At 37.6% G+C, this 23,229-nt stretch carries 22 protein-coding genes; 11 read left to right on the forward strand and 11 right to left on the reverse strand.

Annotation, left to right across the window (positions count from 1 at the left end):
• Positions 1–39: 39 nt before the first annotated feature.
• Positions 40–1,245 (forward strand): tyrosine--tRNA ligase, encoded by a 1,206-nt coding sequence (gene tyrS, locus H4J62_RS14430; RefSeq protein WP_182216818.1) that lies wholly within the window; start codon positions 40–42, stop codon positions 1,243–1,245.
• A 364-nt stretch (positions 1,246–1,609) separates the two neighbouring features.
• Positions 1,610–1,876, forward strand: a complete 267-nt coding sequence (locus tag H4J62_RS14435) for a hypothetical protein (RefSeq protein ID WP_070375611.1) — start codon at positions 1,610–1,612, stop codon at positions 1,874–1,876.
• A 5-nt stretch (positions 1,877–1,881) separates the two neighbouring features.
• On the opposite strand, the gene H4J62_RS14440 is transcribed toward H4J62_RS14435, so the two are convergent.
• Positions 1,882–2,022 (reverse strand): hypothetical protein, encoded by a 141-nt coding sequence (locus H4J62_RS14440; protein ID WP_182216759.1) that lies wholly within the window; start codon positions 2,020–2,022, stop codon positions 1,882–1,884.
• A 292-nt stretch (positions 2,023–2,314) separates the two neighbouring features.
• Between H4J62_RS14440 and nosR the strand changes: the two genes are divergently transcribed.
• From nosR to H4J62_RS14485, 9 genes are all read left to right on the forward strand, one after another.
• Complete coding sequence (gene nosR, locus H4J62_RS14445) at positions 2,315–4,447, forward strand: transcriptional regulator NosR (protein WP_182216761.1); 2,133 nt, start codon at positions 2,315–2,317, stop codon at positions 4,445–4,447.
• 71 nt (positions 4,448–4,518) lie between these two features.
• Complete coding sequence (nosZ, locus tag H4J62_RS14450) at positions 4,519–6,408, forward strand: TAT-dependent nitrous-oxide reductase (protein WP_182216762.1); 1,890 nt, start codon at positions 4,519–4,521, stop codon at positions 6,406–6,408.
• Positions 6,409–6,563: 155 nt separating this feature from the next.
• A complete protein-coding gene (locus H4J62_RS14455) occupies positions 6,564–7,931 on the forward strand; it encodes a nitrous oxide reductase family maturation protein NosD (protein ID WP_404842417.1) in 1,368 nt (455 codons plus the stop codon).
• Between the two features lie 12 nt (positions 7,932–7,943).
• Complete coding sequence (locus H4J62_RS14460) at positions 7,944–8,900, forward strand: ABC transporter ATP-binding protein (RefSeq protein WP_182216766.1); 957 nt, start codon at positions 7,944–7,946, stop codon at positions 8,898–8,900.
• Complete coding sequence (locus H4J62_RS14465) at positions 8,900–9,718, forward strand: ABC transporter permease (protein ID WP_182216767.1); 819 nt, start codon at positions 8,900–8,902, stop codon at positions 9,716–9,718. The genes H4J62_RS14460 and H4J62_RS14465 overlap by 1 nt, the downstream gene beginning before the upstream one ends.
• Positions 9,718–10,239, forward strand: a complete 522-nt coding sequence (locus tag H4J62_RS14470; RefSeq protein ID WP_182216769.1) for a nitrous oxide reductase accessory protein NosL — start codon at positions 9,718–9,720, stop codon at positions 10,237–10,239. Before H4J62_RS14465 ends, H4J62_RS14470 begins: the two co-directional genes overlap by 1 nt.
• Before the next feature lie 184 nt (positions 10,240–10,423).
• Positions 10,424–10,963, forward strand: coding sequence for a DUF4136 domain-containing protein (locus H4J62_RS14475; protein WP_182216771.1), 540 nt, complete (start codon positions 10,424–10,426; stop codon positions 10,961–10,963).
• Positions 10,956–11,441 carry a hypothetical protein gene (locus H4J62_RS14480; RefSeq protein ID WP_182216772.1) on the forward strand — a complete coding sequence of 162 codons (486 nt, stop codon included), beginning with the start codon at positions 10,956–10,958 and terminating at the stop codon, positions 11,439–11,441. Before H4J62_RS14475 ends, H4J62_RS14480 begins: the two co-directional genes overlap by 8 nt.
• Before the next feature lie 67 nt (positions 11,442–11,508).
• Positions 11,509–11,832 carry a ribonuclease E inhibitor RraB gene (locus tag H4J62_RS14485; protein WP_182216774.1) on the forward strand — a complete coding sequence of 108 codons (324 nt, stop codon included), beginning with the start codon at positions 11,509–11,511 and terminating at the stop codon, positions 11,830–11,832.
• A gap of 17 nt (positions 11,833–11,849) precedes the next feature.
• On the opposite strand, the gene H4J62_RS14490 is transcribed toward H4J62_RS14485, so the two are convergent.
• The 10 genes from H4J62_RS14490 to H4J62_RS14535 all read right to left on the reverse strand — a co-directional run bounded on the left by H4J62_RS14490 (position 11,850) and on the right by H4J62_RS14535 (position 23,117).
• Positions 11,850–12,836 (reverse strand): sensor domain-containing diguanylate cyclase, encoded by a 987-nt coding sequence (locus H4J62_RS14490; RefSeq protein WP_182216776.1) that lies wholly within the window; start codon positions 12,834–12,836, stop codon positions 11,850–11,852.
• Positions 12,837–12,974: 138 nt separating this feature from the next.
• On the reverse strand, positions 12,975–13,604 hold the full coding sequence (locus H4J62_RS14495) for a trimeric intracellular cation channel family protein (protein WP_070375615.1): 630 nt from the start codon (positions 13,602–13,604) through the stop codon (positions 12,975–12,977).
• Positions 13,605–13,609: 5 nt separating this feature from the next.
• Complete coding sequence (locus H4J62_RS14500; protein WP_182216777.1) at positions 13,610–14,593, reverse strand: cobalamin biosynthesis protein; 984 nt, start codon at positions 14,591–14,593, stop codon at positions 13,610–13,612.
• Positions 14,594–14,771: 178 nt separating this feature from the next.
• Positions 14,772–15,482, reverse strand: a complete 711-nt coding sequence (mtnN, locus tag H4J62_RS14505) for a 5'-methylthioadenosine/S-adenosylhomocysteine nucleosidase (protein WP_182216779.1) — start codon at positions 15,480–15,482, stop codon at positions 14,772–14,774.
• Positions 15,483–15,921: 439 nt separating this feature from the next.
• A complete protein-coding gene (locus H4J62_RS14510; RefSeq protein ID WP_182216781.1) occupies positions 15,922–16,596 on the reverse strand; it encodes a DUF2726 domain-containing protein in 675 nt (224 codons plus the stop codon).
• 288 nt (positions 16,597–16,884) lie between these two features.
• Complete coding sequence (locus tag H4J62_RS14515; RefSeq protein WP_182216782.1) at positions 16,885–17,514, reverse strand: dUTP diphosphatase; 630 nt, start codon at positions 17,512–17,514, stop codon at positions 16,885–16,887.
• A 92-nt stretch (positions 17,515–17,606) separates the two neighbouring features.
• Positions 17,607–18,176 (reverse strand): hypothetical protein, encoded by a 570-nt coding sequence (locus tag H4J62_RS14520; protein WP_182216784.1) that lies wholly within the window; start codon positions 18,174–18,176, stop codon positions 17,607–17,609.
• 142 nt (positions 18,177–18,318) lie between these two features.
• The gene (locus H4J62_RS14525; protein WP_182216786.1) at positions 18,319–19,623 is read right to left on the reverse strand and encodes a hypothetical protein; all 1,305 of its coding nucleotides are present in this window, start codon (positions 19,621–19,623) and stop codon (positions 18,319–18,321) included.
• A 113-nt stretch (positions 19,624–19,736) separates the two neighbouring features.
• Positions 19,737–20,528: an outer membrane lipoprotein-sorting protein gene (locus tag H4J62_RS14530; protein WP_182216788.1), complete on the reverse strand. Its 792-nt coding sequence runs from the start codon at positions 20,526–20,528 to the stop codon at positions 19,737–19,739.
• Between the two features lie 9 nt (positions 20,529–20,537).
• Entirely contained in the window at positions 20,538–23,117 is a 2,580-nt protein-coding gene (locus H4J62_RS14535; protein WP_259364654.1) for an RND family transporter, read from the reverse strand.
• Positions 23,118–23,229 lie beyond the last annotated feature (112 nt).

Here is a 23,229-nt window from a genome sequence, read left to right on the forward strand (position 1 = left end):
GAGCAATAAATTATGATTATATTTTTTGGAGCTAAGTCGATGACTGATGTCAGCCAAGCGTTTGCTGAAATTAAGCGTGGTGCAGAAGAAATTTTGCTAGAGAGTGAATTACTAGAAAAATTAAAAACGGGAAAGCCACTAAAAATTAAAGCAGGGTTTGACCCTACAGCACCAGACTTACATCTAGGTCATACGGTATTAATTAATAAGTTGCGTCAGTTTCAACAACTTGGCCATGAAGTTATTTTCTTAATTGGCGACTTCACTGGCATGATAGGTGATCCAACCGGTAAAAATGTTACGCGTAAAGCGTTAACAAGAGAAGACGTGCTGGCAAATGCTGAAACTTATAAAGAACAAGTTTTTAAAATTCTAGACCCAGCTAAAACAACGGTTGCTTTTAACTCTACCTGGATGGATAAGCTAGGCGCTGCTGGTATGTTAAAACTGGCATCTCGTCAGACGGTTGCCCGTATGATGGAACGTGATGATTTCAAAAAACGTTACACCAGCGGTCAATCTATTGCCATTCATGAGTTTATGTATCCTCTCGTTCAGGGCTGGGATTCTGTAGCCTTAGAGGCTGATGTTGAACTAGGTGGCACTGATCAGAAATTTAATTTGTTAATGGGGCGCGAATTACAAAAATCAGAGGGGCAACGACCGCAAACGGTCTTAATGATGCCTCTTTTAGAGGGGTTAGACGGTGTACAGAAAATGTCTAAGTCGCTTAATAACTATATTGGTATAACGGATAGCCCAACAGAAATGTTTGGTAAAATAATGTCTATTTCTGATGTATTGATGTGGCGCTATTATGAACTGTTGAGTTTTAAGCCAATGGAAGAAATTGCTGCTTATAAAACAAAAATTGCTGAAGGAATGAACCCTCGCGATGTGAAAATCGATTTAGCCAAAGAGTTAATTGCTCGTTTTCATGATGATGCCGCGGCTGAGGCGGCACATCAAGAATTTATTAATCGTTTTCAAAAAGGCGCAATGCCTGATGAAATTGAGGATAAATTAGTTCAGATAGCTGATGACAGTGGTGACATCGCTATTGCTAACCTACTAAAAGAAGCGGGCTTAGTAGCGAGTACTTCAGACGCCATGCGAATGATTAAGCAAGGGGCGGCTAAAATTGAAGGTGAAAAAATTACCGACAGCAAGTTACGTATTGCTTCGGGGACTACGGCTATTTACCAAGTTGGCAAACGTAAATTTGCTAAAGTAACAGTAAAATAACCTCACATATTTATAACCTATGTATAAGCCAGTATTTATTACTGGCTTTTTTATCAGTGCATTAAAGAGTCAGGTGTTTTACGCTAAAATCATAATGACTTTTATTTATTATCTCAGTAATAAAATCCAGCATGATTGCTTAATAATTATTCGTCAATTTTTTTTACACTAACGCTAAATCTAGTCGTAAGTACAGAATGCTTTATCTCCAGTTCGTTGTTAAATAACAGTATTTTAATCTTGGAATAATTTGTGCTTAATTTAAGTGTCGAGTTAAGGTTGTTAACCGATAAATCCCACTCATTAAAGTTGTCGAGTTGTTATTTTGTTGAACCAAATATTAAATACAGTATTGAGCCGCACTATGGAAAATAAACCCGAGAGAAATAATTTAATCGAACGGCGACAATATTTTGATGACAGTGAGTTTGAATCTGATAATAATTGGAAAAAATTAACGTTAGCTCAACGTTTTGCTGCACTAAGTTTAACTAAATATGGCTATGAACTCCGCTTTACCCGGTTTACATCGAGTGGCAGTACTGCTGTTCTTGTCTTAAAAAATGGTACACCAGCAACTATAAGCGAAGATGGCGACATTAATACTACACCAGATATCAATATACGATAGTGATACTAGTTGTCGACTTTATCTGCTGCCAGTAGAGTTCTGCTTCTAAACTGACTTTTATTCTGCATTGCTAGTATTGCTAGTATTGCGAGTAATGACACCATTGCTGCCATAACCACCATTGATACCATAACCACCATCGTCATTATTATCCGCTGCCAGTAGAGCTCTGCCCCTAAACTAAGCTCGATTATCGATTACCTAAATTGAAACACCACCGTTATCACTCTACAGCCACTGCAGATATTCTACGACGCTAGTTGTTACCTTTCCTGATACTAATGTTTCTTTAACCCTATATTTTGGAGGGTTATTTTTCTTTTGTTTATTGATCTACATCAGATCACTGTTTAACCGTGAGCGTAATATATGCGACATATTGTCGCAGTAGTACCTTTAGGTTTACTGAATTAAAATTAAATAAAAGAATGTTAAGTCATGGCTAAGAATAGAGTAAAGACATCTAAAATTAACAGTTTGCTATTAATGCTTTCGATATTTTTATCTGTAGTAATGCCTGCACAAGCTTTGTTTGTTAGCCCGCCTAAAGACCCTATTCCACTTATCCATGAAATATTCCCAGAAGCAACATCAATATCAGATAAGCAAGGTGAACCGTTAATTTGGACCATATATAAAGACAAAGACATTATTGGCTATGCTTTTGAAACAAACGACTTAGCTAAAATGCCAGCTTATTCTGGTGAGCCAGTCAATATGTTAGTCGCCATTAGCCCAGCAGGTGTTTATTTGGGAGCTAAAGTTCTAGAGCATCATGAACCTATTATTCTTGCTGGCATCCCTGAAAGTAAACTGTATGAATTTGCTGATCAATATAATGGTTTAAACGTCAGTGACAGATTAAAGGTCGGTGGGAATAACAAGGAAGGCGTTATTCATATCGATGGGCTTTCTGGTGCAACTGTTACTGTCATGGTGATGAATGTAGCAATTACTAAAGCGGCAACAAAAGTCGCTCGTTCTTTAGGTATTATTAAAGCTAGCCAAGACATTATTCAACCTATGTCCAGAATATACCCAGATGTCTATCAAAAGCTTGATTGGCAAGGACTCCTTGGTGACGGCTCCATTCGAAAATTAGCCTTAAATAGAAAAATAGTTGATGAAGCGTTTGCGGGGACTAGAGTTGAGCATGTTGATGAAGCAAGTGCAGAGCAGAAACAACAGCTGTTTGCTGAAATTTACTTTGCTCAGGCTGATATCCCAACGGTGGGTCGTAACTTATTAGGCGATAGTGAATATCAATGGTTAATGGCAAGCCTTAAAGAGGGTGAACATGCCATTATTATGCTGGGAAATGGCTATTCTTATAAAGGGTCGGGTTATGTGCGTGGCGGTATTTTTGATCGTATTCAAATACTACAAAATAACGAAGCCTTTGCCTTTCGTGATTTAGATCATAACCGTGTTACTGATCTTTATATTGCTGGCGCACCTAGATTTAAAGAAATGTCATTATTTATTGTCCGTGCCGAGCACCAGTTTAACCCCGGTGTTGATTGGCAGGTGGAGTTACTTGTTCGCCGCCAATTAGGCGCAGTCGATAGCTTATTTACCTCTTTCAAAGGCGATTATCACACATTAGATAAGTATGTTGACCGTCCAGCTCTTATTTATCCTGAGCCAGAGTTAACCTTGATTCAAGAAGTTTGGCAAGAGAAAGAAGCTGAAGTCATTATCTTGATTATTTTACTTGCTATCGTTGTCATGAGTTTGTTTTTTCAAGATATATTGGTACGCCACCCAACTTTTATGCACAACTTCCGTCATTTGTTTTTGATTATTACTGTCGTCTTTATTGGTTGGTCATGGGGTGGCCAGTTGTCTGTGGTCAATGTATTTACTTTCTTACAAGCCTTAATGTCTGATTTTTCGTGGGATTTATTCTTACTCGACCCGATTATATTTATTTTATGGGGAGCGGCAGCCGTTACCATGATTTTATGGGGCCGGGCGGTTTATTGTGGCTGGTTGTGCCCATTTGGCGCTTTACAAGAGTTGATGAATATCTTTGCTCGCTACATAAAAATACCACAATTTGAATTACCTTGGGCCGTGCATGAAAGATTATGGGCCATTAAATATCTGATTCTATTAGCACTTTTTGGTTTGTCGATGGAATCATTATCACTGGCTGAACATTTCGCTGAAGTTGAACCTTTTAAAACAACGTTCTTATTAAAGTTTGATCGAGAATGGCCATTTGTTTTATATGCATCAGTACTCTTGATTATCAATATCTTTAATCGCAAATTCTTTTGTCGTTATTTGTGCCCATTAGGCGCTGCATTATCAACCAGTAATAGTATTCGTTTATTTAGCTGGTTACGTCGTCGCCCTGAATGTGGTCAGCCTTGTAAAACCTGTGCTAAAGAGTGTGAAATTCAAGCGATAGACCCTAATGGCGTGATCAATATGCGCGAGTGTCACTATTGTCTCGACTGCCAAGTCACTTACTTTAACGATGAGAAATGCCCACCATTGAAAAAATTAGCACGCAAAAAAGCAAAGTATAAAGAAACAGAAATAGAAGCAGTAAATGTCGGTTAACAAGTAAATAAAAGTATACAAGCAAGTGTTGGAATCAATATTAAAAAAATTAACCATAATGGAGAAAAGTAATGAGTAATGACGATAAAAGCTCTAATAACGTAGAGTTAGAGAACGAAGGTAGACGTAAGTTTTTTGGTAAAACAGCGATATTAGGTGCTGGTGTTGTTGCTGCTCCAATGACGGCAGCTATGTTTTCATCAATGGCACAAGCTCGTGCTAAAGATGCCGGCAGTGATCCGTTTGTTCATCCTGGTGATTTAGATGAGTATTATGGTTTTTGGTCAGGTGGTCAATCTGGTGAAGTACGTATTATGGGTATTCCATCAATGCGTGAGTTAATGCGTATTCCTGTCTTTAACATTGATAGTGCGACTGGTTGGGGCTTAACAAACGAGTCTAAACGTATTAAAGGCGATAGTGCCAATATTATGGTTGGCGATACGCATCACCCTCATATGAGTATGACTGACGGTCGTTATAACGGTAAATATGTTTTCATTAACGATAAATCAAATACACGTGTAGCACGCATTCGATGTGATGTGATGAAAACGGATAAAATGCTTACCGTTCCTAATACACAAGCAATTCACGGTTTACGTGTACAAAAAGTACCCTATACAAAATACATCGTATGTAATGGCGAGTTTGAGGTGCCAATTGTCAATGATGGTAAAGCCTCTTTAGAAGATGTAAGTACTTATCGTTCAATATATAACGTGATTGATGCGGAAACGATGGAAATGGCTTTCCAAGTCATCGTTGATGGTAACTTAGATAACACCGACGCTGATTATGATGGAAAATATTTTGCATCTACATGTTACAACTCAGAAATGGGGATGAGCTTGGGTGAAATGATCACATCTGAACGCGATCATGTTGTTGTATTTAGTCTAGCGCGTTGTGAAGCTGCTGTTAAGGCAGGTAAATTCAAAACTTATAATGGCAACAATGTACCTGTTTTAGATGGTCGTAAAGGCTCTCAATTAACGCGTTATATTCCGGTTCCTAAATCACCACATGGTTTGAACACGTCACCTAATGGTGAGTATTTCATCGCTAACGGTAAATTATCACCGACCGTTTCAATCATCTCAATTAAAAAATTAGATGCATTATTCGCTGATGAAATTAAACCACGTGATACGATTATTGCGGAACCAGAATTAGGTTTAGGCCCACTTCATACCGCATTTGATAACAAAGGTAATGCGTACACAACATTATTTCTTGATAGCCAAATTGCTAAGTGGAATGTTCAAGATGCTATTGATGCCCACAATGGTAAAAAAGTGAACTATATTCGTCAAAAACTAGATGTTCATTATCAACCCGGTCACAACCATACAACAATGGGAGAAACACGTGATGCTGATGGTAAATGGTTAGTCTCTTTATGTAAGTTTTCTAAAGACAGATTTTTACCTGTTGGTCCTTTACGTCCAGAAAACGATCAATTAATTGACATTTCAGGTGACGAAATGAAAATTGTTCACGATGGACCTGCATTTGCTGAACCACATGATTGTATGATGGTACACCGCACTAAAATGAAACCATTAAAATTGTGGCCTCGTACGGATCCAATGTTTGCAGAAACAATTGCTATAGCAAAACGTGATGGCGTAGATGTGTACTCTGAAAACAAAATTATTCGTGATGGTAAAAAAGTACGCGTTTACATGACCTCAATCGCGCCAACTTACGGTATGACTGAATTTAAAGTGAAGTTAGGTGATGAAGTGACTGTTATCGTCACTAACCTCGACCAAGTAGAAGATGTAACCCACGGTTTTTGTATGACTGATCACGGCGCGCAAATGGAAATTGGTCCACAAGCAACTGCTTCTATTACTTTTATGGCGAATAAACCCGGTGTTTATTGGTATTACTGTAATTGGTTCTGTCATGCATTACACATGGAAATGCGCGGTCGTATGTTGGTTGAAGCTTAGTACTAAGTTAAGTACATTTTAGTTTTAATAGACTTAACGTTTAACGAAGTTAATCCAGATCAAGGGCATATCATTAAAAGGTGATATGCTTTTTTTACTTACAAATATTATTGATTTTTGGTGGTTGTCTCTTGGTAAAATGCAAATCAGTGTTTATATTTATTAGTGTGTTTTGTCTTTTTATTAAGCCGCTTTGCGCTGAAAATATTAAGCTGACGCCACAAGACAATTTACAACAACAGCTTGATAAAGCCGTTGATGGTGATGTTGTTATTCTTACTCCCGGTCGTTATTTAGGCAACTTCATTATTGAACATTCGATTACACTTTCAGCCCAGCGTGATGATTTAGGCAAAGTGATTATTGATGCGCAAGGTGATGGTCATGCTTTGCTACTGAAAAACTCTAACATCACCATAAAAAATCTCACCATAGTTAATTGGGGAAGTAACCTTACTGAGCAACATTCTGCTATTTATTCTGAAAAAAAATCCAGCCATATAGTGATTAAAAACAACAAGCTTAAAGGTGATGGCTTTGGTATTTGGTTACAAAAAAGCGAACACATAAAAGTCCTTGATAATACTGTTGAAGGTAATTTGAGCTTACGCTCAGCCGATAGAGGTAACGGTATTCAGCTTTCTATCGTGAAACATGCTGAAGTCCGAGGAAATGAAATATTTAACACCCGTGATGGGCTTTATATTATTTCTAGTCAAGAGAATATTTTAGAAAATAATACTCTGCACGACTTACGATATGGCATTCATTATATGTATTCATACGACAATTCGGTAATTAATAATTTTGCTTATAACACGCGAGCTGGCTATGCACTAATGAGCTCTAGGCGATTAATTATCAGCGGGAATACAACGATAGACAGTGAAGATTATGGTTTTTTATTTAATTATATAACACAGTCAACTATCAGCAATAATATTGTTAAACGTGTTTGGACAAAGCCTGAAAATAAAGTATTAGGCCGTGATGGTAAAGGGCTCTTTGTTTATAATTCAGGTTATAACACTTTAAAAAACAATCTTGTCGAAGGCGCTGAAATAGGCATTCATTTAACGGCTGGTTCAGAAAATATTAAAATTTACGGTAACAGTTTTATTAATAACCCGACACAAGTTAAGTACGTTTCCAATAAAAAGCAAGAGTGGAGCTTAGCGGGTAAAGGTAATTACTGGAGTAATTACCTAGGCTGGGATATGAATAACGATAACATTGGCGATGTTATGTTTGAACCAAACGATGGTATCGACAAATTAGTTTGGCAATACCCAGAAATGAAAATGCTAATGGACAGCCCCGCGATTATTATTCTGCGATGGGTGCAACGTCAATTTCCAGTACTAAAACCACCCGGTGTGAAAGACAGTTTTCCGTTGATGTCCTCACCACATCACCGAAATACTGATGAAAATTTCTCAAGGGTACAAAAGATTAATGCCGAGGCACTAAAAACTGACACGGCAGATAATCAATCTGCTGTTGTGCAACGTGCAGAGCATTAAGGATATAAATTGATGAACACTACAGACAAAACACCTCTGGTTAAACTAACTAACGTGGGTAAAAAATATCCCAAATTAACAGCACTAGACTCTGTTGATATGCAACTTTCACAGGGAGAAGTCTTAGGACTTTTTGGTCATAATGGTGCGGGTAAAACCACCATGATGAAGCTTATTCTTGGCGTTATTACGCCAAGTCATGGCAATGTTAAAGTGATGGGGATGGCACCAGATTCTAAAGAAGCTTGGCACATGCGCGCTAAAATTGGTTATTTACCTGAAAATGTTAGTTTTTATGAGCAATTAACCGGTTTAGAAGTGCTTAGTTATTTTGCTAAACTTAAGGGCTTTGACAAAAAACATGCAATGGCTTTACTCGAGCAAGTTGGGGTTGCTCATGCCATGAAGCGGCAAGTTAAAACGTATTCAAAAGGAATGAGGCAACGTTTAGGGTTAGCACAGGCTTTTATCGGCAATCCAGCTCTGTTGTTGCTTGATGAACCCACTGTTGGCTTAGATCCTATGGCAACCGCTGATTTTTATAAAACGGTTGATGATCTAAAAAGCCAAGGAACCAGTGTTATTTTATGTTCACACGTTTTACCCGGTGTTGAACAACATATTGACCGAGCGATGATATTATCTTCCGGAAAAGTCCTTGCTATGGGCTCTTTAGAAGAGTTACGCCAAGCCGCCGCCTTGCCCGTAACCATCAAAGTTGAAGGTTTAAATGGTTCGCTTCAAGGCGATCCTAAATTGGCTAAATTTTTAGTAGATAAAAATCATAGTGATTTACTGACGGTACCTGAGCAAGATAAATTAGCGACCTTGCGTCAGTTACTGAGTTATCAAGCGATTAAAGATGTCAGAGTTGATTCGGCCAATTTAGAGCAAGTTTATCAATTTTATTTATCACGCCATTTAGCTGAACATGTCGATAATAAAAATACCGTTAAGGAGCCCCGCTAATGAAACAAATATTAGCCGTTGCCAACAAAGAATTTCATGATGGTTTACGTAACCGTTGGCTAGTGTCAATTACTGTTATTTTTGCTATTTTGTCTATTGGTTTGACCTATTTTGGTGCTGCAGCGTCAGGGACAGTAGGCGTAACCTCTTTATCAACAACGATAGCGAGTCTGGCCAGTTTAGCGGTATTTCTTATTCCACTCATTGCATTACTGCTCAGTTACGACAGTTTTGTGGGTGAACAAGAAAGCGGCACCTTGTTATTATTGTTGACTTATCCCTTAAGTAAAAGCCAACTGTTATTAGGTAAGTTTTTAGGACAAGGCGGTATTATTGCACTTGCAACCCTTTTGGGCTTTGGCTCGTCGGCGCTAATATTATATTATCAACTAAACGACAGTGCCGTTTTTAATGTTTTTGCTACCTTTATTGGGAGTGCTGTTTTATTAGGTTTAAGTTTTACTGCCATCGCTTATTTGATCAGTTTATCGGTAAGTGAAAAATCAAAAGCAGCGGGTTTTGCTTTAATCACTTGGTTTTTCTTTGCGTTAGTTTTTGATTTAGCGTTGCTGGCGTTATTGGTCGGTGTGGAACAAGGTATTAGCCAGCAGGGACTTACCCAATTAATGATGCTAAATCCAGCCGATATATTTAGATTAGTAAATCTTGCCGGCCTTGATAGTGGTGACGTTAATGGCGCTTTAGCGATTGCAATAAAATCGAGTCTGTCACAAGGGCAATTATTTAGCATTTTACTGGCATGGGTCATGGTACCTATCATTATTGCCATTTTTATTTTTAGGAAAAAAACACTCTAATGAATATTTTAAAGCCTAGCTTACCCCTTTTATTGATAACCCTATTGTTGGCAGCACTGCTGTCTGCGTGTTCTAAAAATGACGAGGTCGCCCAATCGTTACATGAAGCCGTGGCGATAGAAACGGCCGATGAATGTCATTTGTGTGGGATGTTAATTTCAAACTTTAGTGGTCCTAAAGGGGAATTATTTAGAAAGGGTCTTACTAAAGCGGAAGGCGATAGTGTGAAAAAGTTTTGCTCGACTCGCGATATGTTTAGCTTTTACTTAGACCCTGAGAATAAGCGAAATGTTACCACCATATTAGTACACGATATGAGTAAATCACCGTGGAAAACACCAAATGACCAATACTTTATTGATGCCCGCAACGCATGGTTTGTTGCTGGCTCAATTAAAACAGGTGCGATGGGTAAAACGCTGGCAAGTTTTAGTAAACAAAAAGATGCGCAAACCTTTGCAGCTGAATTTGGTGGTAAGGTCATTAATTTTACCCAAGTTGATTTATCTGTGTTGATGTAAGCTATTTACACAAAACGCTCTGCTGTTATTTTATTACTTGCGCAAATAGTTGTAATTTTTTTTCAGCAGGGTAGGCTAAAGTTATCCTTTTCATTATCTATGCCTTTTATTCTTGATTAAAAATAGCCAGCCAATATCTTTTCAGCTTATTTTTTTAATAACCTTGCTATGCTTTTCAGCACTAATGCTCTCAGGTTGTACATTATACCAACCGGCCATTTCAAAATATCAAACTAACTTTAATTTTTCAAAGGTAAGCAGCTACGCTTTTTATAAGCGTAACTCTGACTTTGGCCAGTTTCAAAATATTAGTTATACCACGCGTAACAGTATTGAATTAGCCATAGAGCAAGTATTAGATAAGAATGGTTTTATTTATAATACGCTAGATGATGCTGATATTGTGATTACTTATCATCTTGTTAATGAAAACACTAAGGAATTATTAACCTACAATAAAGGGGTGCTTTATTGTTCTCTTTGTTTGCGTGGCGGTGAAGCGCAAGCGGACAAAAAACAGTGGCAAACTAAACCGGGAAGTTTAATTATTGATGTACTTGACCCTGAAAAAAAACGTTCAGTTTGGCGAAGTGTTTACCCTTTGAAAATTAATGCTAAAACCGATAATAGTAGAGAGGCTCAATTGAAAATTTACCGGGCTATTGATGCGATGATAGATAAATATCCTCATTCTCGTGATGCAAGTAAAGCTAACAATGCTTAAATGGTTAACGATAACACTGATAGCCGTAGTGATTTTTATTACTATTTTATTAGGCTTAGGGTATTTATTAAAAGAGCATGAAATAGCAACAACGCACTTAAAACATCAGCTTGATCAGGAAAGGGCTGCTCAAAAAAGCAAAGAAAAAAGAAATAAACACAAGCTTAACACGGTTATTGAAACCTCTCTTGTTAACGTTGCTGCCAAGACGAATACATTAACAAGTAAAACCTTTGTCTCGGTCAAACAAAAAATATTGCTAGAAAATTTAACCTGCTCATCAAAAAAACAATGTGTGTTAGTTAACATTACCTTTGGAGAGTTAACATGTGCCTTTGCTATTAATACCATTGGCGCCTCTTTATTAGCGAAAACAGCAGGTGAGTCGAGTTCAGTGGCAAGGTGTCCTCGCTACCCCGCAAAGAGTCAATTGAGTTGTCAGAATAATTTATGCAGCTACTCAAACATTAATAATTAACTCTCCTGTGGAGTTGAAGAAAATAGCGGTTTATAATGAAGTACTTTTTACCCAGATAATAACTTTTATGACCTTTCCAAATGATGAAACAGGCCAAATTTTGGCTGAAATGCAAGATGCTGGTATTGATTTGTCTATTATTCATCCCGTCGTGTTTTTTCAATTGTTCGAAAAAAAAGAACAAGCCCAAGCAATGGCTGATTATTTAGCAGAACATGCACCTGAAATGGAATTAGTCATTCATCCTGATGAAACACCTAATGTTTGGGATTTAGATTGCACTGTAAAAATGCTACCTTGCTACGATGGGATTGTCGCGCAAGAAGCACAGCTTGAACAACTTGCTGCAAAGTATAATGGCTATAACGATGGCTGGGGAATGGAGGCTTAAACAGAGGAATTCGACGTTTAACTTTCTTTGTCTTCGTCCCAAAAGGCATAATGATTTTTGCCTTTTCGTTTCACCGAGTACATCGCTTTGTCAGCTCTCTCATAGATATTGGCAAAGCTTTCATTATTTTTTTCAAAAACGCATATCCCGATACTTAAATTAATTGATATTTTTATCCCTTCAATTTCAGTGGGTTTAGCTAATATTGTTAAGATCGACTGCGCTAATAATTCAAGGGCTAGTCTATCGGTTGTTTTACAAATAATCGCGAATTCATCACCTCCGAATCGGGCAATTAAGGCGTCTGTTGGTGCTAAGGCATCAAAGTTACTGGTAACATGCAGCAGTAATTTATCGCCCACTTTATGTCCATAAATATCATTTATTGATTTAAAATCGTCTAAGTCAATAAAAAATAAGGCACCACCACAATATTTACTGGTGTTAGTGTAGACTTCAAAATTATGTTGAAGGGCTTTTCTGTTCAGTAAATTAGTGAGCGGATCTAAATTAGCATATTGAGCTAACTCTAATTCATAAAGTTTTTCTTGGGTAATATCAGTATGTGTTCCTGTCATACGTAAAGGATTATTATCATCATCAAATTCAATAACCCTACCGCGATCAGATACCCATACATCACCTCCGTCCTTGTGCTTCATACGGTAAGTCATATAAAAGTAGGGTGTTATTCCCGCTAAATGCTCTTCAAATGCAGCGATAACTTTTTCTTTATCATCTGGATGTAAGTTGTTTTTCCAAGAGGATACTGTTGATTCAATTTCATTGGTTTCAAAACCGCACATGCTACCAAACGCTTGATCTAATATTTTTAACTGCCCACTAGGTATGTGTTGCTCCCAGATAAATAAACCAGTTCTATCTAGAGCCGCGGATAAGTACTCAGTTAATTTTTTATGTTCATCTTTAATAAGCTCATTTTCTTGAGTTAACATGACTATTTTGTTGGATAGTTTTTCAATGATTTTATCTTTATCAGTCATAAAATAGTTCGATGAGTGTTATTAATGGCTTAGTCGCTTAATGAAATCATAAAGTGATTAAAAATTAGTCTTTAGTATCTCTTAATTATCTAACAGAAACAAACAACTTATCGACATCTGTAAAGCACTGAGCTGGCATTATTTACTTTCTTCTTTTTCAACAATATGAAACGCTGGCAGTGAAACTCGCCAATAAATAGCGGCTAGTCTCAGCGTTAATGCGCCAAGAATTGCAGAAATGATGGCGATATTTTCTGGCCAAGCTAAGTATCGAAATAACGCATACAAAGAGCCGCCTAAGATCGCAGCAGTAGCATAAATTTCTTTTTGTAAGATCATTGGAATAACATTACATATAACATCACGGATCATCCCACCAGCAACACCGGTAATGGTGCCCATTACAACAGCAACAAATACAGGAGCGCCTAAACTTAATGATTTCTCAGTTCCTAAAACAGCAAATAATGCTAAACCAAATGCATCAGCAATCAGTAAAAAGCGCTTTGGAATACGCTTAGGACGGCGAATAATGATAATTGTTAACACTGCAGTTAATAAAATAACATAAAGATAAATGGGATTGGCAACCCAAAATACTGGCGTATCTAAAGTAATATCGCGGATGGTACCGCCGCCAATCGCTGTCACTGCGGCTAATACGACAACACCAAAAGGGTCGAGCTTATACCGCCCCGCCATTAATGCACCCGATAAGGCAAAGACAACAATACCAAATAAATCTAACCAGTAAAGAAGTTCATACATGTTTGTTACCTATTGATATTGAACGAGTAAATAAATAATGTCAGTAGTGTTAAAAATAGAAAACAAAAATAGAACACTTGGCTAATACGTTTGCTGGCATGAATAATATCAGTAGCTTGAGGCTGCCTTCCGTGATCGTTGTAACTTGTTTTACGTAATTTTATATTTTGATACATAGCCACACCACCAAGTTTAACCTCTAATGACAAGGCAAATAAATTGAGCACATAGCTATTATTTAATTGAAAAAAGTAGCGGCGATTTAACCGAAAAAATAAAACGAAATTTTTGCCAATACAACCAAACAGCAGGATTAATGAAAAAATACGGCTAGGTAGCCATTGTATAATGTTGACAATAAAAGCAACACTGTCGCCAAAAGGTTGAAAACTATTTTGTTTGTTATTCCAGCTGTAATGCATCTCAATAAGCAATCGACAAACTAAAGCAGTAAGCGGACCAAAAAGTAAAAATACCAAGCTAATAGTGAATAGATTTTGCACCGCTCGAAGCAATAACATTTCAATACAGCTCTTTGCTAAGCCTAAAGAGGAAAGCTGTTCGGTATTTCGCAACAGCCAGGGGTTTAATAACTGTTTAGCCTCGAAATTTTTGTTGGCGACAATTAACTTGGCAATCTCTTTACTTGTTTTTCCTAGTTGTAAACAGCCTAAGGCAAGATAAAGTAAAAATCCCTGCCAAAGCCAGGTGGCCTCAACAAAAGCTTCAAATAACCAAAGAATAATGACTATAGGCGTAAGGCTAACTACAATAGCAATTAAACCAGAAATAAAACGCTGACGGTCAGTATTCTTACTTTTATTGACTTTTTTGGCGAGCTGATCGCAAAAAATTCGAAAAAACCTTAAGGGTTGATGACTCGCTAAATAGCCAGTAAAAAGCTTAACCAAAATAACACCGTAAAGCATGACAACTGAATAGGCGAAAGGGCTGATATCAATTAAGTTTGTTAGATTATTAGCAGTCATATTTATAGCCATTCCATTAAATTATTGCTCACTTATGCGGGTTAAAATACTCCAAACCTGCGGCGCACTCAACGCCTATAGCCAGTGATTAGAAAATCGTCAGCCTTGCCTTGATATATTCTCCTTGCGCGAACAAGCTCACAAAATTAGTGGAGTTGGTATCGATTAAACTTAGGGCTTAAGTTAACTTTTTACCTTGCAATGCGTCGAGCATATTTTCAACTAACTGAGATGAATTCACCGAAGCTGTTTCTAAATAAGCTTCAAAGGAGGTAGGAGACTCTTTACCTGCTATATCAGACATAGAACGAATAACCACAAAAGGCACCTTAAATTGATGACAGGTATGAGCAATTGCGGCTCCTTCCATTTCAACCGCGGCCATAGTCGGAAAGTTAGCGCGGGCTTTAGCAATATCATCATCAGCAGTCATAAAGGTATCGCCGGTAGTGATTAAACCCAGTAAGGTCTGGATATTTTCTAATTCAGCAACACCTGCCTGTGCGGCTTTAACGAGTGTCGGGTGAGGAATATAGGCAGCTGGATTGCCTGGTAACTGACCAATCTCATAGCCAAAAGCGGTAACATCGACATCGTGATAGCGAACTTCTGAACTAATGACAATATCGCCTACTTTTAGTGATTGTTCAAAACCACCAGCAGAGCCAGTATTAACAATATAGTCAGGCTGGAACTTATCAATTAAAATCGCGGTTGCTAAGGCAGCAGCCACTTTACCAATACCCGATTGTACAATAACGACATCACTGCCGTTGAGTTGCCCTTGATAAAAGGTATAACCTGCATGTTCGGTTGTTACTGCATGAGTTAATTTTGCTTTTAAAATAGCAACTTCTGGCTCCATTGCGCCAATTATTCCTGCTTTCATTTTATTTCCAATTCGTTGATAACATCTAATAAAACAATTATAACGTGAAGATTCCCAGATGTCGTATATTTATGTTGAGGATGGCCTTTCTCAGACATCCTGTCTTTCTAGGCATTAGTGCATCCTTGCACGTCAACGGTATAACGCGGTGCTGTGATTACATGGATGTAGGAAGTAGAGTAACGCAGGAGCAGTTACCGAGATGGCAAAGAGCGTATATGTTCAGGATGGCCTTTCTCAGACACCCTGTCTTTCTATGTATGAGTTCAATAGGCACAAGATTATACGTCAACGATATATTACGATCACATTGCCACTCTCAGCCTTTATGGCATTAAAACTGCCAAGCACGTTAATTCTATCTAAGGGAAAACAAAAAAGTCAGCGATTTAAATCGCTGACTTTTTATTTTAATAATGAGTTAATTTTATTGTAGAGTTTAATGAGGTAATGCGGCTACTTGCGGTGCAGGGATACGTTGCGACATAGCATTGCCTGTTGATGAGCCTAATTGCGCACGAGCGGCAATAGGAGACAAAGCGCCAACTTCTTCTCTATTTCTATTGGGTCGAGGTTTTAGCATGGGAGCAGGAATAATTTTTCCTTTAATTTTTGGCTCTGGTGGTCTGTTTCCTAAAAGTCGACTGTAAATACAAGCGCGGATCTCGTCAACGGTATAATTAGTTTTCACTTTAATACGAATATGAGGAATTGAAGATGCTTCTAATGCGCCGCTGACAAACCAGTCTTTTTTGATTTTATAGCCTTTACCTTGGGTATCAACTAAGTCAATAACGCCACATAGCTTCATACTCTCACGATCACAAATAGCAAAGTCTAAGTATTTACTTTCGGCATTCGCTGATGCTGTTTGGCTTGCTCTGTTCGACACACCATGACGAATAGTGACAATATCAGCAAGTTTTACTCGATTAATAATACGGTATTTACCACCAAGGGCTTGTTCGAGCAAATTCTGAAAATTCTTCTCTGCTGGCGTAAAAAGACTTTGCTTTTTATCAAATGGAAAAGGAAAACTATTGTCGTTTAAACGGCTAGCTAACAAAGCGACAATAACAATTAGGCTGATCATGGCAAAGAGAATTAATTCCATACACTGCTCCGGCGGTTCAAATTCTTGACGGTCTTCTTAATAACTGTTGAATAAGCAGAATTTGTGCCACAGATCATAATTTTGCTAGATTCTTTTAATAACCCTTGGCTAGGTTAAATTTATGCGACAGATCTTAATATAAAAGAGTTGTTTTAATGACCGTTCGGAAAGTAGAATTTATTCTATATACTTTAAGCTAAAAGACTGTTTGAGCATGGGAGAAGGGTGGGGGATAAAAGACTCTAGTTATTATTTATCTAGAGTCTTCATTAGGTTTTGAGCGAATAATTATGCTGGGTATTTTGCCTCAAGTGCTGCATAAAGTTGTTGCTGAAAATCACTTGCACTGGCATCTAAGGTATTAACTAAATTAGCTAATACTTCATTGTCTTCTTCGCCATGCCAAACTTTGATATATGTCCCTTCTTTATAACCGTGGTCTTGACGGAAAAAATTCAAGGTGTTTTTGCCAACATATTGACGAAATAATTCATCTAGGTCCATATTCATCAAACGCATACAATCAGCTAAGGCAATCGCATCAAAACTTTTGTTAGTAACGGCGGCTGACGCTAGGTTTTCAAGGGCAATTTTAAAATCTTTTTCGCCTGAGCTTTCAGTGAGTTCTGTTGCTAAGGTGTCAGTAATACTTGTAACGGTTTCGCCTGTCATTAAACGTAAGCTTAATCCAAAATGAAAAATATCAACCAACTCCAGTTGCACTTGCGCAATATCTATTTCTTGATGTTTCCACCATTTCCATCCGTGATGGTCTAACATTTCAGCACACTCAACCCAAATGGCGCGATACCACTCATAACCATTTTCTTGCCAGGTATCACTAACACGAGTATTCATCGCGTCTTGCATGGTTAGCATTTGTTTTATTTGATTTTGTGCTGCTGAATTTACGCTCATTTTTTTCTCTATTATTTGTAAATATCTATGGGGACTATTTTGCCGTAGAGAAAAGAAAGAAACAAGCAAACAAACAAACGATGGTAATTTAATTAAAAAACTACCGCTAACTCAATACCGCTAAAGGCATAGTTTTTTGCTTGCCAGTTATAACCACTTATTTCACGAAAACGAACAAATGCTGTAACTTTTATTTGCTCAATCATCATCGAACTACCAATCCCTATATAGCCATCTGAATCGTTGTCATTGTAATGATGGTCAAAGTTATCATTTTCGAAATCTGTACTATAGCCCTTATTTCTATGTGAATAGTCATCGTCACTTCGATCATTAAAGGCAAGCTCAAGCAGATCAACGCCAAATTCAGCATAAAGACTAAAGTTAGAAAAATAACCTATTTTTATACCGCCTTCCCATGCAATAAAACCATGTTGATAATCAAAGGTATCGGTAACCCTTGCATAGCCTATTGAGCTATTAACCGAGAAACCTAAATAACTATTAAGTTTACGATGAATTACCTCTACGCCAACACTTGAATAATAGTCACTGTCGTTAGTTGCATGCTTAATAGAAATAATATAATCATTAGATTTCATTGCGTAACTGTTCAAAGAAAACAAAATGTTAAAACAGATGACGATAATAATTTTTTTCATAATAAGCTCAACAGAAGATTTACAGCCATTCTCATCTTATTACGGGTAAGTTTCAGTGATCTAATTGTTAGGATATGCTGAAAAACTGTAAGTTATTGTCAGATTAATTCTGTAGACATTGAGCCTTTAGTGCTGGCGTCATTTAAAAGTGGGCTTTTACTCTAAGCCAAGCATTGCTGTTTTGTTGATGTTGACCAAAAAAAGTATACTTTTCTTCACCCCAAAATAAATTCGCCCCAGCCGAGAATAACCACTTATCGCTATAGCGATAAGTTATTGAAGGTTTAAGATAACCATCCTTGTCTGTGGGAGAATAAAAGTTAAAAACGCTATAAATTAATTTTTGCTGCAATGTTCTGTAGGTTAAGCGAAAGGTTAATAATTGACGGTTTTCATCGACTTCTGTTGCTGGCGTAGCAGAATGGCTAATAAATTGCTGATAATGTTTGGTTTGCTCAACATAGAACTGAACGCTAGCGGTCAGGTTTTTAATTACTTCTCTTTCAAACGCCACTAAAAACCTATTTTGACCATTCGCAATAAAAGGGTTAGTGCCGTTATTATCCTCAATACTGTTATAACTTGCATATTCAGCATTAAATAATCCGCCGGCTAATGACAATCGAACACTGGCTCCCCAAGCATTCATTTCTGGAAAATAAGCTTGTGATGGCTGACTGTTATCTTCTGTAATACCTACGGGAGTTGGCCAAAAACCTTTATAACCATACAGCGCATATTCCACGCCATTATTGTTAGTCGCAAGGCGCGCTGAAAATTGTGCTTTATTGGTTTTTTTTACCCTAAAATTATCAGCGGGTGCAACTATGGCATGCCCTTGCGGTGAATAAAAAGAAAAACGTTCGCCAGTGATATAAACATCAGGGGTGAACTCAGGAGTCCAAGTGAGATCAAGTGAATAGTGACCAATATACCAAGTACCTTTCGCACTATCTGAAGGCGCTTTTAGATATTGGTCATCACGTCCTGAGAAGAATGATTGCCAGTTTTTTGCAAACAAGTCGTTAAGGAAAATATAATCACCGGTACCCCATGTCAGAATTTGCCGACCTAACTTAACATCTGTTTTATCCGAGGGGCTAAAACGGATATTTAATTCGCGTGTTTGCAAAAAAGTATTTTTTAATACATCGTCATAAATTAACTCTGCTTTTGAAACCAGCTCAAAAGATTCATGACTGTAATCAAGATTAACGCGTGTGGTGATTTCACTTAATGATGCGTTTGACTCAACAATATTATCCTGTAATAAATAGCCATAACCTGCTTCAACAAAACCTGAAAACTTCCAAGGTGAAACTGTTGCTTCGCTCCACTCATCACCCCAATTATCTGTTTCGTTTGCGAGAACATTAGCGGCAAAACTTGCGCTAACGACACAGAGGCTGCTCACTAGAAAAAAGAAATTTTTTACTGATTTTTGCACGATAATTTTGTCCATTTTTTGTTAAGCGATATAAAGACTAATAATCACGATACTGAATTAATTTCAGCAGCTAAAACGGGTCAGGATGAGTTCATACGATCACCCTTAGCTGATTAATCTAACCACTCTTTCGGTGGGTTACGTAAACTGCGCTCAGAAAAAATATCATTGGGTAAGCCAACATTATATTTAACATTTCTAAATTGCATTTCAGTATAGCTACCATCGGAGTGTTGAGTTATTTTTGAATGCATAACCGTGGTAAAACCATCAATAACTTCAGTTTTTAATACTTGCAGAGAACGTGATTTTTTACCTTGGCTGTCATAAAAGTCAACTTGCATCGGTAAAAAAGTGTTTTTATCAACACTGACAATATAATGATCAAATTCAACACTGTTTAGATCTTTAGGCTGAGCCTTGATCGTATAAAAGTTGTTATCAGTTTTTAACAGGGTAAAGTTATCTTCTGCGGGGTTTCTGCCTGAAACATCCTCATAAAAAAAATGTGCGCCAACAAAAGAAGTACGCTTATCACCGGCTGAAATACGTTTTACTAAATCTAGTGCTGGCAAGTACAACCAGCGGTCGTCATCGCTTGTGACTTTTTTAACTACACGAAATACCGTACCTTGGACATCGGTGGGGCGAGAGAAGAACACTAAAATGTCTTGGTTACCTAAATCGGTTTGGTCTTTACGCAAGATGGTAAATTGTCGCATCTGCTTATTACCCTGCGCATCAACAATAATCATACGTGCTTGGGCACTACCATCATCAGCAGAATAATATGAGGCTAAATTTGCCTTAGTAATAATTTTATTAGCATCGGTTAGATCGCCAGCATGGCCAACAAAACTTGAAAGGGAGTAGACCAGTATCAATAGTTTTGATAAATATTTCATCTTTATATCCTATAGTTGTTCAGTTTTTAGGTTTTGCTTACCAGCAAAAAGGGTCATTAATGCCGGCAATAGCACTAAAGTAACTAACGCCGATAGCGCCATAATACTCGCCAGGAAAAAACCAACGGTAATATAAGGCATTAATGGTGAAAGTAATAATGGGGTAAAACCAACCGCAATAACTATTGCATTGCGTGAAATTGCTCGGCTTGGCTCTTGGAACATTGCGGTTAATGCTTGTGTTAAGCTGCCCAGTTCTTTCTCTAATTCTCGTGCACGTTGGAGAAAATGAATGGCAAAATCGATAGATAGTCCTAATGTGAGCGCCGACAACACCGCGATAGGCATATCATAGTCTTTACCTATCCAGCCAATTAATCCATAGATCATCGAAATAGTAAGTGTTAGCGGCAACATGGCTAAAATACCGTACTTGAAAGACCGAAACAGTAAAACCATCATCAAGAAAACGATGACAAATGAAGACAATAGACTGTCGATCATCCCATTTACCATAGCGTCTTGCCAAACAATGTTTAAATAAGATTTACCTGCCCATTGATAACTAATATTTTTTGGCATTGGATTGTTGGTAATGTAAGTCTCTGTCCAGTTAACAACTTTGGTAGTGTGTTGATTGTCGCCACTAGTCATTTGCAACCATAAGAGACTTTTTTGGTAATCTTTAGTGACAAAATGCCATAAGTCTTGTGGACGATGTGATGACTGATATTGCAATAATGTTTGCGCCACGCCATTGCTTGTTTCAGGTAGAGTAAAGTCTTTATCTTCACCGGAGAAAAGCTCACGATTGACCGTTTTAACGATATCAGCCAAGCCATTACTTTTACCAACTAAACCTGTAGCTAGTAACGCTTGTTGAAAGTCGCTTTGCCAGTTTAATAACGTGGGGTCTAGAAATACTTTGCTGTCGTTGAAAGCGCTATCAGCAATATTGACTAACTGCTCAATAATAACCTGGTCTTTATCAGGGGCAGAAAACGTTAAGTCATCTAATAAAACCAACAAATGCTGATTGAATAATGACTCTTTTTTAGCCGAGTTAACGTTATTTATAAAGGTATGAATTTTTTTAGCGCTAGCTGAATCAGCGGTAAACGTTGCCAGAACTTCTTTGAATTTTTTTACCTCGCCGTTATTGTCACCCTCGTTATTGTTAAACACTAACCAAGCATCATAAGTACCAGCAAAATGTTCATTAAGTACCTTGTCAGCAATTCTTATTTCGTGATCCGCTTTAAACCAATTAACAGGATTATCATTAATTTCAATACGACTAACGCCTTCAATACTAATTAAAAATAAGGCAACAAAGCCGATAAGAATAAGCTTGGTTTTTTGAGTAGCAAAACTGCCTAACCGTTCTAATACATTGGCTAATCTGCCTTTTTTCTCCATACGCACTATAGCGTCATGCAATTTGGCTAAAGTTTCAGGTTTTAAACGAGAAATATAAGCAGGGACGTAAATAATTGTCAGCGCGAATGCCAATAAAATACCAGTACCAATAAAAGCACCAAAGACTTTTACCGGCGGAATAGGGGTTAGCATTAACGAATAAAAACCGATAGCAGAGGTGATTGATGTATAAAGCATTGGCGTATATAAATGCTTCATGACACCTTTTACAACATCGCCGGCATCATCACCTGTTTTATATTTTTCAGCAAATTCAGAGAGAATATGAACTGAGTCAACCACTGCTATTGGCATTAAGAATATAGCGATCATTGATGACATAATATGAACAGTAAAGCCCATACCGATGAGTGAGCCCATGACTATAATCACCGTAGCCATCGCGACCACCATAGGTGCAATTATTAACGGAAAATTGCGAAAAAAGTACCAAAGTAAAACAAAAATAGCTAAACCAGCAAGTGGAGCTGCAACACCCATTTGAACAAACATCTCATAGCCAAATTGGTCTTCAGCGACAGGTAAACCTGTGATATGAAAGTCTACATTAGCCACCAACTCTGCGGGAAAATTGCCACTGATAGTACGAATTTTTTCGGCAATATTATAACTCATGTCTTTGGCTTGAATAGGCACGTAAATCGCTATCGCTTTGTTGTCTCCAGAAACTATGGTGTTGTTAAGCATAGGTAAGCGTTTTACGGCTTGTTGAATGGCTAAGCTGCCTTCGAGTGAAGACGGTGCCTGCTTCATTAGATATTCAAAGCGTATGCCGTTATTTTCACCTTGGTTATTTTTTTCTTGGGTAATATTGTCAACAACACTCAAGGATAATAAATCTTGTTGAATAACCCCTTCAATTTGTAATATTTCTGTTGAAAGTTGCTCAACAACCTGTAATGCACTAGGAGTAAAAATACTATTGTTACTAACAATTCCAACGACTATCATATCGCGCATTTGAAAGTCAGCTTTTGTTTGGTTATGAAAAACACGTGCTGGCGCATCACTGCTCAGCATATTTTCAGGGTCGGTATCTATTTTAAGGTTTGGCATCATCGCCAGACTAATTGCCACCATTAATAAGACTAAGGTGTAAACAAGTTTAGGTTTCTCAATAGCGAGTTGCAGCAGTCTGGTGTAATTCAAAAGGGATCCTTAACTGAAAAGTTATTATATTAGATAAATGTAATGTACTTTTATATTAGCACTATCTAATGTAATATCAATTAATATTTACTTTTTGCTGACAATAAAGACC

The sequence above is a fragment of the Colwellia sp. BRX8-5 genome, assembly GCF_014077325.1.
In the GTDB taxonomy this organism is placed as follows: Bacteria; Pseudomonadota; Gammaproteobacteria; order Enterobacterales; family Alteromonadaceae; genus Colwellia_A.